This is a genomic window from Pseudomonas sp. NPDC089569 (assembly GCF_050280625.1).
Classification (GTDB): Bacteria; Pseudomonadota; Gammaproteobacteria; order Pseudomonadales; family Pseudomonadaceae; genus Aquipseudomonas.
Genome location: NZ_JBNNVQ010000008.1, coordinates 63,574 through 76,497, shown reverse-complemented (window position 1 = coordinate 76,497; position 12,924 = coordinate 63,574). Strand labels below are relative to the sequence as shown.

7 protein-coding genes and 1 pseudogene are annotated in these 12,924 nt (G+C 63.0%); all 8 read right to left on the bottom strand.

The window, feature by feature from the left end:
* Positions 1-118: 118 nt before the first annotated feature.
* Positions 119-919, bottom strand: a complete 801-nt coding sequence (locus ACQKP2_RS06210; protein WP_427575233.1) for an endonuclease/exonuclease/phosphatase family protein — start codon at positions 917-919, stop codon at positions 119-121.
* Positions 920-1,023: 104 nt separating this feature from the next.
* On the bottom strand, positions 1,024-1,788 hold the full coding sequence (locus ACQKP2_RS06205; RefSeq protein WP_427575231.1) for a PIG-L deacetylase family protein: 765 nt from the start codon (positions 1,786-1,788) through the stop codon (positions 1,024-1,026).
* 190 nt (positions 1,789-1,978) lie between these two features.
* On the bottom strand, positions 1,979-4,147 hold the full coding sequence (glgX, locus tag ACQKP2_RS06200; RefSeq protein WP_427575230.1) for a glycogen debranching protein GlgX: 2,169 nt from the start codon (positions 4,145-4,147) through the stop codon (positions 1,979-1,981).
* Positions 4,148-4,279: 132 nt separating this feature from the next.
* Entirely contained in the window at positions 4,280-4,609 is a 330-nt protein-coding gene (locus ACQKP2_RS06195; RefSeq protein ID WP_427575228.1) for a DUF2934 domain-containing protein, read from the bottom strand.
* Positions 4,610-4,630: 21 nt separating this feature from the next.
* A complete protein-coding gene (locus ACQKP2_RS06190) occupies positions 4,631-7,426 on the bottom strand; it encodes a malto-oligosyltrehalose synthase (protein WP_427575226.1) in 2,796 nt (931 codons plus the stop codon).
* Positions 7,423-9,501: a 4-alpha-glucanotransferase gene (gene malQ, locus ACQKP2_RS06185; protein ID WP_427575224.1), complete on the bottom strand. Its 2,079-nt coding sequence runs from the start codon at positions 9,499-9,501 to the stop codon at positions 7,423-7,425. Before malQ ends, ACQKP2_RS06190 begins: the two co-directional genes overlap by 4 nt.
* Positions 9,498-11,293: pseudogene (gene treZ, locus ACQKP2_RS06180) on the bottom strand (malto-oligosyltrehalose trehalohydrolase). Before treZ ends, malQ begins: the two are co-directional and overlap by 4 nt.
* Positions 11,294-11,305: 12 nt before the next feature.
* Complete coding sequence (gene glgA, locus ACQKP2_RS06175) at positions 11,306-12,892, bottom strand: glycogen synthase GlgA (RefSeq protein ID WP_427575222.1); 1,587 nt, start codon at positions 12,890-12,892, stop codon at positions 11,306-11,308.
* Positions 12,893-12,924: the final 32 nt, after the last annotated feature.

Sequence of the window (12,924 nt, the reverse complement as noted above, 5' to 3'; positions counted from 1 at the left end):
GGCGGCAGGGACGTGAGCACCGTAGCAGCAGTTTTTTGGCGGGGCTACTGTCAAAAGTAACAGGTCGATGGACAAAAACGCGGTCCATGAAAGGCGGCTGACATGGGCCCGGACCGGGTCAAAGGCGCACTTCTACCGCCAATGGCAGGTGGTCCGACAAATGCGTCCAGGGCTTGCTGCCGAGTATTTTCGGCTCATGGCTGTTGGCGTTGCGCAGGTAAACACGGTCCAGACGCAGCAGGGGAAACCGCGCCGGGTAGGTCTTTGCCGGGCGGCCATGGTGGCGTTCGAAGGCTTCGTGCAGGTCGTCACGGCGCACCAGGGTCGCGTTACCCTGCAACTGCCAGTCGTTGAAGTCGCCGGCGATGATCACCGGTGCTTCCCGGGGCAGGGACTCGAGCAATCGACAGAGCAGTTGCAACTGCAATTGGCGATGACTTTCCAGCAGGCTCAAATGGACGCAGATGGCGTGGACTTCCGTGTGGCCGGGTACGTCCAGGACGCAATGCAGCAATCCACGGCGCTCGGGGCCGGTGATGGACACGTCGAGATTGCGGTGTTCGCGAATCGGGTATTTGGACAGCAGGGCATTGCCATGATGACCATCGGGATAGACCGCATTGCGGCCATAGGCGAAGTCGGCCCACATGCTGTCCGCCAGGAACTCGTATTGCGACGTGGTCGGCCAATTGTTGTAGCGCGAAGAATGACCATCGTGCTCACCGACCACTTCCTGCAGGAACACCAGGTCCGCCGAGGAGCTGCGCACCGCCTCGCGCAGCTCCGGCAGAATGAAACGACGGTTGAGGGCGGTGAAGCCCTTGTGGGTATTGACCGTCAGTACACGCAGTCGGTGAATGGCCGCCGAGGGTTTCGACGTCGCGGGTTCGACCGGCTGCGGTCTGGATGTACTGGACACGTTCACTCCTCTGGTTCAAGGCCATGGTATGCATGCGACTGCGGCAGAGGCGGGCAGTTCAGAGTCATTCACAGTTGTAGCAGCTCTGGCAGGCTCCAGGGCTGTTACACGTCCTGGACGAAGAAAATTTCATAAGGCAGACGCATCCGCTCCAGCAGTACCCGTGGCAACAGCGGAGCGACACCGAGGGCCGGTTCGCCATCCAGCTGACTGGCGTAGGCATGGGTCGCATGGCTTTTCCGCGCGACTGTCCAGGTGTCCAGGCGCACCTTGCGGGCGCGGTGCCAGGGGATCAGTTCGCGATCGCGCGCCGGCCAGTGCCAGGCCCACACCGGTGCTTCGTTGAAGTCCGCACCGGCGATGGTCGCGGCATTGGCGCTGGCACGGCCGACGGCGTCATGGTCGCTGTTGCCGTCTTCGGACCAGGTGCTGAACACCACATCGCCTGGCCGCAAATAGCGGGCGATGAACTGCGTCAACTCGTGTTCCTGCTCGGCCAGGGCGTTGTCGGTGAAGCCGCCGCGAATCCACTTGAGGCTGTGCATCGGCAAGCCGAGCCGACGCAGGGCCTCGACGCTCTCCTGGGGGCGAAACACGCTCAGGCGCTTCTCCGACCACTGCCGGGAACCTGGATGGCTGGCGCTGCCGTCGGTCACGGAAATCAATTGCAGGGGATGCCCCATGGCGCTGAGCAATTGCAGCAAACCGCCGCACGTCACGACTTCATCGCCCGGATGCGGGGCAATCACCACCGCGCGCGCTCCCGGCGCGACCAGGGAGCGGGTATTGATGATCGGAATGTTGTCCAGTTGCGGGACGCTGTTCCAGATCTGTGCTGGCAGGCTTTCGCTGATGGAAGCAGATTTCATGGGGACGTCCTTGTTTCGTTTCGCCTTCGTCATGCGCGCGGCTCGAAGTCAGCACGACAGACCCATGAAGGCGGATTGATAGCATTGAGCGGCAACCGATGAAGCCGCGCAACGAGTATTGCTCATGAAGGGGTGTTCGTCGCCCCTGGGGTTCAATCAGGGCGATATTTTTCTTTGACCTGCATTCGCTTCATTCCTCTTGCTCATGCTGCAGTTCGAACAACAGCAGCGAGCGGCCGGTGACCGAATATTCGTCCCCGAACCCGAAGCGTTCCTGGCCACGAATCGACGGTTGGTTGGTATCGACCATGCACGTCCAGAAGCCGCCGTCAGGGACCTGCGGCAAACGGAAGTTGACGATGTCGTGGTAGGCGTTGACCACCAGCAACAGGGTCGCATCGGCCCCCTTGCGGCGAATGCCGGTTTCCTGGGCGCGGCCGTCGAGCAACATGCCCAGGCAGCGATTGTGCGTGTCGTGCCAATGTTCGGTGGTCATCTCGCTGCCGTCCGCCGCCAGCCAGGTCACGTCCTTGACCCCGATGTCTTCGTTGTAATTGCCGACCAGGAAACGCCCGCGGCGCAGGATCGGGTAAGCCAGGCGCAGTTTGATCAGGCGTTTGACGAACTTGAGCAAGGTCTTGCCGTCTTCGCTCAGGTCCCAATTGACCCAGCCGATCTCGCTGTCCTGGCAATAGGCGTTGTTGTTGCCGTGCTGGGTGCGGGCGAATTCGTCGCCGGCCACCAGCATCGGCGTACCCTGGGCCAGCAGCAGCGTGGCGAAGAAATTACGCATCTGGCGGTGGCGCAGGGCGTTGATCTCGGGATCGTCGGTAGGCCCTTCGACGCCATGGTTCCACGACAAGTTGTGGTTGCTGCCGTCCTGATTGTTCTCGTCGTTGGCTTCGTTGTGCTTGTCGTTGTATGACACCAGATCGTTGAGGGTGAAGCCGTCATGGGCGGTGACGAAATTCACCGAGGCGAACGGGCGGCGCCCGCGCTGATTGAACATCTCGCCGGAAGCGGTCATGCGACTGGCGAAGTCCGCCAATTGCCCGTCGTCGCCTTTCCAGAAGGCGCGTACGGTGTCTCGGAACTTGTCGTTCCATTCCACCCAGCCCGGGGGAAAACGCCCGACCTGATAGCCGCCGGGCCCGCAGTCCCAGGGCTCGGCGATCAACTTGACCTGGCGCAGTACCGGGTCCTGGCGGCAGGCCACGAGGAAGCTGTGGCGCTCGTCGAAGCCGTCGTGATAGCGCCCCAGGATGGTCGCCAGGTCGAAACGGAAACCGTCCACGTGCATTTCCGAGGCCCAATAGCGCAGCGAGTCGGTGACCATTTGCAGCACGCAGGGGTGACTCAGGTCCAGGGTGTTTCCGGTGCCGGAGTCGTTGATATAGAAGCGTTTGTCATCGGGCCTCAAGCGGTAGTACGAAGCGTTGTCGATGCCGCGCATCGACAGCGTCGGACCTTGCTCGTTGCCCTCGGCGGTGTGGTTGTAGACCACATCGAGGATCACCTCCAGATCCGCTTCATGCAGGTGCGCGACCATTTCCTTGAACTCGGCGATCTTGCCACTGGCCAGGTAGCGCGGATCCGGGGCGAAGAAGGCAATGCTGTTGTAGCCCCAGTAGTTGGTCATGCCCTTGTGCAGCAGATGCTGGTCGTTGACGAAGGCATGGATCGGCAACAATTCCACGGTAGACACACCGAGTTTGCGGATGTGTTCGAGCACATCGTCGACCATCAGCCCGGCGAAGGTGCCCCGCAGGTGTTCGGGAACCGAGGGGTGGCGCATGCTGAAGCCGCGCACGTGGGCCTCGTAGATGATCGTCCTGTCCCAGGGCACGCTGACGCGATGGTCATGACCCCAGGTGTGGGCCGGGTCGATGACCTTGCACTTGGGGACGTAGGGCGCACTGTCACGTTTGTCGAAACTCAGGTCGGCATCGGGGTGGCCGATGGTGTAGCCGAACAGGGCTTCGGACCACTTCAGGCGGCCGACCAATTGTTTGGCGTAGGGATCGATCAGCAGTTTGTTGGGGTTGAAGCGATGACCGTTGGCCGGGTCGTAGGGACCGTGGACGCGATAGCCGTAAATCAGCCCCGGATGCGCGTCGGGCAAGTACCCGTGGTAAATCTCGTCGGTGTATTCCGGCAACTCGATGCGTTCGAGCTCCACTTCGCCGCTGTCGTCGAAAATGCACAGTTCGACCCGGGTGGCATTAGCGGAAAACAGCGCAAAGTTGACCCCCAGTCCATCCCAGGTCGCACCCAGCGGAAAGGGCAGGCCTTCGCGGATTCGCGAGGGCTCGGCGTGGGTTGTGGAATAGGGCGGCGTGTCTTTCTTTGGACGGGTCATAAGTGCTCCGTGCGCGTTGCGGCATTCGCGGGCAAGCCTCGCTCCTACAGGAAAAGCCATCCGTTTGTAGGAGCGAGGCTTGCCCGCGAACATGAAATGGCAACGTGGCGAGCGGGCCCGCCACCGAAAGGATCAGACGGCAGGCTTGCGTGGTGCGCGAGGCTTTTTCGCCGCGATTTTTTCCACGGGCGCGATCGCTGGCGAGGTGGCCGGCGAGGCCTTGGCTTTGGTCTTCGTTGCGCTGGCCTTGCCATTCAGCGCTTTGCCAGCAGCGCTGTCGGCAGTTTTGCCGGCGACCTTGGCGCCAGCCGCCTTGGCCGGTTTTTTCGGTGCCAGGGCTTCGGCTTCGGCCAGTTTGCGTGCCATCTCCCAGTGGCGGTGTTCCTGGCCTTCGGGTTTTCCTTCGGACTCCCAGATCTGATAGGCAAACTCGCGGATGCGTTTATCGTCGGTGGTACTCATCGCACTGCTCCTGAATTGAACTCAAGCGTGGGTCTTATGGATAAAGAGATTGACCGGGAAGTCCCCCAAGGCGGCGCTGATCATCAGCTCCCTGTTTTTTGTGACTGTGACGCCGGAAAAAAGTCCCTTCAGATTTTCCTCGCAGGTCACGAACGGCAAATGGATCCGTGTATCGCCCCACAGCGGCGCGCTGACCTGGGGCATGGCACTGTTTTCCAGCAGCGCCGCGCAGTGAATCGGCACGATCACGATGGCGCGTTGATCTTGCAGTTCGCGAACGAACCCCAGTACCCGATGCGCCTGGCTGCCCAGGACTTCAAGCGGTTGGTAGGTGCCGCGCCGGAACAGCTCGGCGTATTCGGCGCGCCGGTTCAACGCATGGGCAATCAAGGCTTGCTTGATGCGCCCGTCGCACCAGTTGGCCAACAGCAGCGGCAGGTCCAACGGTTGTTGCAGGGCGTGTTGGCGGCTGGCGTAATCCACCGGCCGACGGTTATCCGGATCGACCAGGGAAAAATCCCAGAACTCATTGCCCTGATAGAGATCCGGCACGCCGGGTACGGTCATGCGCAGCAAGGTTTGCGCCAACCCGTTGAGCGCACCGGGAACGGCAAGGGCTTGAGCGGCCTTTTCCAGGGCCGAGCGCAACAGCTCGCCCTCGGGTGCCAGCAGCAGGCGCTGGATAAACACTTGGGTGGCGTGTTCACCCGCATCGTTGGGTGCGCTCCAGCTGCTTTGCAGCTTGGCTTCGCGCAGCGCCTTGCGTTGCCACTGCCAAAGGCGTTCGGCGTAGATCTGCAATGCAGGCAGATCGCTGCTGTCGAGGTCCAGTGGCCAACTGCCAAGGATGGTTTGATACAGAATCAATTCGTCCGCCGCGGCCGGCATGGCATCGTCGCTGCACAGTGGTCGGGCCAGCGTGCGCCACAGGCCGATCTGGTCGGCATACCAGGCGCTGCGTTCGCTCAGCACCGCCAGACGTGCACGTGTGTCCTCGCCGCGCTTGTGATCGTGGGTCGCGGTGGCCAACAGATTGTCCGGGAACTCGCCAAGGCGTTGCGCGCAGGCGGCATGGAAGTCTGCCGGCGACGCACTGAAGCGTTGGGTGTCGAAGCCCACGTCGTTGCGTGACAGCAGTACCGCCGAGCGATAGAACGCGGTGTCCTCCACCGCCTTGGCCGCTGCCGGCGAGGTCAGTTGCTGAAAACGTACACAGGCATGCTTGAGGCGCTTGCGTACCCGTCCGGCAGGGCGCTGCCGCCAGGATTCGCCGCCCAGCCAGGTGGCCAGGCAGTCGAGCACCGGCCAGTCCGCTTCACCGAGGGTTTGCCGGGCGCCATCCATGGCCTGCCGGAAGAACACCTCATCCTGCGTGCTGCGGCCAAGGGGACTGATGTAGGTGCGGTACACCGGAAAATGCACAATCAACGCCTGCAAGGCGCGGCGGATCGCGCCGAGGGTCAGATCGCGGGTCATGAGGTCATCCCTGGCCACTTGCAACAGGGCCTGGGCGACACTTTCGAAGTCCCCGGCCAGGGAGCCGTAGAGTATCTGCTGGCGGGCCAGTTGCGCTTCCAGGCGGAAATCGCACGGGCGTTCGCTGTAGCGCTGCCACAGTGTTCCGAGGGTCTTTTCGCCTTGGGGATCGTGCTGCAGCAGCGACACCTGGTTCATGAATTCGTAACCGGTGGTGCCGTCCACTGACCAGTCGCGATGCAGGGTTTCGTCTTCTCCGAGAATTTTCTCGACAAAAATCGGCAGGCGCCGGCCCGGTGTCAGGCTGTCGAGCCGCCGCCGCAGTTTGCGGCAGTAAGTCCTGGGATCAGCGAGGCCGTCGATGTGGTCGATGCGCAACCCGTCGATCCAGCCGTCCGCGACCAGTTGAAAGATTTTCCCATGAGTGGCCTCGAACACGGCCGGCCGCTCGACCCGCAAGCCCCCCAATTCGTTGATATCGAAGAAGCGTCGCCAGTTGATGTCATCGGCGGCGGTACGCCAACTGGCGAGGCGATAGCTTTGCCGTTCCAGCAGGTTGTGCAGGCGCTGAAAGCCATCGGTGGTGCGCGAATCGAAAGCGTTGAGTTGTTGCTCGATCGCCTTCGCAACGATCGGATCCTCGGCGAGGGTGCGCAGCTGTTGCTTGAGTGTCAGGGCCAGACGGCGGGCATCGGTCTGGTAGCTGAGGGCGCTGAAGTGCTCGGCCAGGGTTTTGAGCGAATCGGCCTGGGCGGCCGGCAGCGTCCCGTCGGGCTTGAGCAGTTCGCCGTAGTTGGTTGGGCAGATCGGAAAATGATGCTCGTAGTGCTCGACATGGAACGTACCCTGCCGGGCATTGAAGCGCAGGGGCAGGGTGCCATCGCGCAGGGCGACACCGTAGTCGCTGCCCAGGAACGGCAGCAGCAGTTGGCCTTCGAGCAAGGGATCGGGGGAGTGCCACTGGATATCGAAGAACTCGCCGTAGGGGCTCAGGCGTCCCCATTCCAGCAAGTCCAGCCACCAGGGATTGTCACCGCCGCCGACGGCCATGTGGTTGGAAACGACGTCCAGGATCAGCCCCATGTCGTGCCCGCGCAACGCCGCGACCAAGCGATGCAGCGCCGGCTCGCCGCCCAGTTCCGGATTGACCGTGGTCGGGTCGACCACGTCGTAGCCATGCATGGAACCGGCGCGCGCGCGCAGCAACGGCGAGGCATACAGGTGGCTGATGCCCAGGCGGGCGAAATACGGCACCAGCGGCACCGCATCGTCCAGGGTAAAGCCTTGATGAAATTGCAACCGCAGGGTCGCGCGCAAGGCGGGTATCGACACCTGGATCATTGATCGCGCTCGGCCGCCTGCAGTCGCGCGCAGGCGAGCAGTTCCAGGCGGCGGGCGGCGTCCGGATCATCCAGCAGGGCTTCGCTGTAACCCGGCAGGCGTCGCGACCAGTTGGGGTGGGTATCGATGGTGCCGGGCAGGTTGGCCTGTTGTTCGATGCCCAGTGCATCCTCCAGTGGCAGCAATACCAGCGGTGCGCGGGTATGGCCGAGGAAACGTACGCTGGCATCGAGCACCTGATCGGTCTCGTGGGACTCTTCGCGAAAGTTTTGCGGGTCCTGGCTCAGGGCCCGGCGCAGCCCTTCGCGCTCGCGCTCGCGATGGTGGCGCCACTCGATTTCGCCGTTGGCGTCGATCAGGCCCAGGCGCGCGTTCCAGTCGATATCGCGGCCATGCCACCAGCCGTCGAGGGTTGGCAGATCGTGGGTGCTGGTGGTCGCCAGGGCGTTGTCCGGCCATTCCAGAATGGGCTTGAAGTGGGTGTTGTCCTGCTCGAACAGCAGCACCCGCATGCCCAGCATCGAACGGGCTATGAGTTTCTCCCGCAGGCCGTCCGGCACAGTGCCGAGGTCTTCGCCGAGGACAATCGCCTGATGGCGATGGGATTCAAGTGTCAGCAACCGCAGCAGGTCATCCACCGGGTAGTAGAGATAGGCGCCGTCGGTGGGCGGCGCGCCGTTGGGGATGACCCACAAGCGTTGCAGGCCCATGACATGGTCGATGCGCAAGCCGCCGGCGTGGGCGAAATTGGCCCGCAGCATTTCGATGAAGGCGCGAAAACCGTTGCGCACCAGGCCTTCGGGGGAAAACGCGGAAATCCCCCAACCCTGGCCGGCACGGTTGAGAATGTCCGGCGGCGCGCCGACGGTCAGGCTGGCGAGCAGTTCATCCTGGCGGCTCCAGGCCTGGCTGCCGCCGCCGTCGGCACCGACGGCCAGATCGGCGATCAGGCCGATACTCATGCCGCTGCCACGGGCCGCCGCCTGCGCACGCTCCAGGCAACGGCTGATCAGCCACTGGCAGAAAGCGAAGAAGCCGATGCGACCGGCATTTTCCTCGGCAAACGCGGCGAGGGCGGCACTGCGCGGATTGCGCCACTGCTCTGGCCATTGGCGCCAGTCGAGGCTTTCATCCCGGGCCAGGCGCATTTCCTGGATGGCTTCGAAGCGGCAGTGGTTCTCCAGCGCCTCACCCCCGGCATGGCGGAAACTGGCGAAGTCGGCACGCAGCGGATGTTCGCCCTGCATGAAGCCTTCGTACAACGCTTGCATCAAACGATGCTTGGCATCGGCGGCCAACGGCCAGTCAATCAATGGCAGCGCTTCGAGTCGTTGCAGTTCGACCGCCAGATCCGTGGCCTCGATGGCGATGCGCATTGCATGTTCGCCCAGGATGGTCCCCGGCGCGCAATACAGGCTGTTGAGAAACAGGCGGCTGGAGGGTGAATAGGGGCTGTAGCGCTGGGCATCGCTGGCGAACATGGCGTGCAGCGGGCTGATTGCCAGGGCCTCGGCGCCGCGCTCACCGGCGACCCTGGCCAGTTCCTCCAGAGCCTGGGTGTCACCGAACCCGCCGTCGCCGGCGCGGCGCAAGGCGTACAGTTGCACGCTCAACCCCCAGGCACGGGGTGTCGGGGTCTGGGTGGCGTCACCCACGCTGTAACAGCGTGCGGGGGCCACGGCCAGGGTGAAGGTTTGTCCGTCGATGCTGACATGCTGATAACCGACCGGGATCAGTCCGGGCAACATCGCGTCGTTGTCCAGGTTCAGTTGCAGTCGCGAGCCGTCTTCGAGATGAATTTCGCAGGGTGTCTGCGGCTCGAAGTAGTGCCCAAGATCGAGGCCGACGCCGGCGTCGACGGTCAGCAGTGGCGGCAGCTGCCGGTTCTGTTGCGCCTGCTGCAGTTGAAGCAGGCTGGCGTCTATTTCCTGGGCGCTGCCGGCGGGGTGACCCAGACCGGTCAGGACGTTGCGCAAGACCGCGGGCGCCACCTTTTGCGGGCGCCCGTTGGCGTCGATCCAGTCCACTGCCAGGCCCGCCCGGCTGGCCAATATTTCCAGTTGCGCATCACTCATGGGCGCTCTCCGTCAAGGGGGGCAAAGGGGGCGCGGCCGTGAGACTGACAAGCGCGCAATACGGGGCGAGGGTGCCTTGATCCAGCCGCTCGGCCGACTGTGGCGGGTGTTCGAACAGCCGTGAAGTACCGGTCGGCGGCGAATACGGCACCGCTGTCTGGCTGAGGTTGAGGTCGATGCGCAGCAGGCTGCCGTCGCCCATTCGCCAGCAGGCGCTCACGGCGCCTTTGCCCAGCACATCGGCACCCAGTGCACGAGTGCCCGGCAAACGGGGAATGATCTGTCGATGGCGCACTTGCAACAGTTGCCGATACAGGTCGTATGTCGCCGAGCGTGCGGTGACGCTCAGCATGGGACGTGACGCTTCGAAAGTCTGTGGGGCATTCGGATCGGGAATCTGTTCGCGTTTGTCTGGGTCAGTAAACGCGCTGAACGCTGCAAATTCGTTACGTCGTCCGTCACGCACCCGTTGCGCCAGCTCGCCGTGGTGGCTGGTAAAAAACAGGAAGGGCTGTTCGGCCGCCCATTCATCGCCCATGAACATCAACGGGATCATCGGCGACAGCAGCAACAGCACGGTGGCGGCTTGCAAGGCAGCGGGATGTGCCAGTTGATGCAGGCGCTCGCCGAAGGCGCGATTGCCGATCTGGTCGTGGTTCTGCAGGAACAGTATGAAGGCGCTGGGGGGCAAGTGACCGCTGGGCTGGCCTCGGGGTTTGCCGTGACGGTCGGTATGGCCCTGGAACACGAAGCCCTGGCTCAGGCAACGCGCCAGTTGTTCGGTGGGGTTTTGCGCATAATCGGCGTAGTAGGCATCGGTTTCGCCGGTCAGCAAGACATGCAGGGCATTGTGGCCGTCGTCGTTCCATTGCGCGTCGTAGTCCTGCGCCAGCAGGCTGGCCTGATTGTGTTCGTTTTCCACCATCAGCCAGACGTGTCGCGCCGGGTCGGTCTGGCGCCGCACCCGTTGTGCAAGCTCCTGGAGGAAGTCCGGGTCTTCGATGGCGTGCACGGCGTCCAGGCGCAAGCCGTCGAAGCGGTATTCGAGCAACCACATCAGGGCGTTTTCGATAAAGAAATCCCGGACCTCGCGGCGACCAAAATCGATCGCCGCGCCCCACGGGGTGTGCAGGTCTTCGCGAAAGAAGGCCTTGGCGTAGTGGTGCAGGTAATTGCCGTCCGGCCCGAAATGGTTGTAGACCACATCGAGAATGACCGCCAGACCGTGGCCGTGGGCGGTGTCGATCAGATGCTTGAGCTGCTCGGGCGATCCATAGCTCGCCTGGGGCGCGTAGGGCAGCACCCCGTCGTAGCCCCAATTGCGCTCACCGGGGAACTGCGCCACCGGCATCAGCTCGATGGCGGTAATGCCCAATTCCACCAGCCTGGCCAGCTGTTGCTCGACGGCTGCAAAACCGCCGAGCGCACCCACGTGCAGTTCATAAATCACCGCTTCGTTCCACGGTCGTCCCTGCCAGGTGCTGTGCTGCCAGCGATAGGCATGGGGGTCGACCACCAGGCTGGGCTGGTCGATGCCCCCGGCCTGAGCCCGCGAGGCGGGGTCAGGTACCAGCAGTTCGCCATCGATGTTGTAGCGATAGCGCGTGCCGGGCGGGCAGCGGGTGTTGATCACGAACCAGCCGTCGGCCTGGGGCAACAACGGCAAGGACTGTCCATGTTCCAGCTCGACACTGACGTAGAACGCATCGGGTGCCCACAACGCAAATTGCGTTTGTTGGGCGTCCAGCATGATTGCGCCGTGAGGCCAGGTCTCAAGGGTCCGTAACGACATCTTGAAAGCCTCTTACTGTTTGTGCGATTTCCCCAACGCTTTAGCCACCAGCTGTTCGTAGAGTTCGGCGTAAGGTTCCACCGCCTTGCACCAGTTGAAAGGCGCAGCCATGGCCCGGCAGCGCATGGCGTGCAGCAGGTCGGGGAAGGCGAACACCTTGAACGCGCGACTCAGGGCCTGCCGATAGCTGTCCACGGTGGACTCGTCGAACAGGAATCCGGTCACGCCGTCTTCGATGGTGTCGGCCAGGCCACCGGTATTGCGCGCCACCGGCAACGAGCCGAAGCGTTGGGCGTACATCTGGCTGAGGCCGCAAGGTTCATAGCGCGAAGGCATCAGCAGGAAGTCGCTGCCGGCAAACATGCGGCGGGCATCGGTTTCGTTGAAGCCGATACGCACCCCGATCTGTCCGGGGAAGCGCAGGGCCAGTTCGCGCATGGCCTGTTCTTCTTCCGGCTCGCCCCGGCCGATGATTGCGATCTGGCCACCGGATTGGACGATGTACTCCGATACCGCTTCGGTCAGGTCCAGGCCTTTTTGATAGACCAGTCGCGAGACGACGGCGAAGAGCGGGCCCTCGGAATTCTTCAGGCCGAACAATTGGCGCACATGGGCGGCGTTGGCCGCCTTGCCTTCCCAGTCGCCAATGTTGAACGGGCGGAACAGGTGGGTATCGGTGGCGGCATCCCAGCTTTCGTCGATGCCGTTGGGAATGCCGCTGAGCAGCCCTTGCTGGGTCTTGGAGGCAAGAAACCCGTCGAGACCGCAGCCAAAGGCCGGGGTGGTGATTTCCTGGGCGTAGGTCGCGCTGACCGTGGTGATATGGCTGGAATAGGCCATGCCGGCCTTGAGGAACGACATCTTGCCGTAGAACTCCATGCCTTCCTGTTGCAGCGCGTGATGGGGAATGCCCAGTTCGGGGCACGATCCCAGGCTGATCACGCCTTGATAGGCCAGGTTATGGATGGTGAACAGCGTCGGCGTGCGTTGTCCGCGCCAGTGCATGTAGGCGGGCGCCAGGCCGGCCGGCCAGTCATGGGCGTGCACCAGGTCCGGGCACCAGTGAATTTGTGCGAGATTGGCGGCGATGTCGGCGGCCGCGAGCCCCAGGCGCGCGAAACGAATGTGGTTGTCCGGCCAGTCGCGGCCGTTGTTGGCGCCATAGGGGGAACCTTCACGCTCGTACAGCTCGGGGCAGATCAACACGTAGATCACCAGGCCATCGGGCATGTCCATGCGCCCGATCTTGCAGGGCGGCAGTGCGGCATGCCCGCCCAGTTCGCCGATGATGTGGATCGGGTTCTCGCTGTGCAGTACCTGCGGGTAACCGGGGATCAGTACCCGTACATCGTGCAAGTGGGCCATGGCCCGTGGCAGCGCGGCAGAGACGTCACCCAGGCCGCCGGTCTTGACCAGATCGGCAATTTCGGAGGTGACGAACAACACTTTTTTCTTGTTGGGATTCTGGCTGGTCACCCGTGTCAGCATCCTGCCCGCAGGAACGCTGATCGATTGCGCAGCAGGTGCACTCACGGTGCTCGATTCGCCGACATGCTGATGAGCACGTTCTCCCTGAACATCTAAAGCCGCACTGATCATATGAATCTCCCGTGTTGTTGAACTGATTCTTG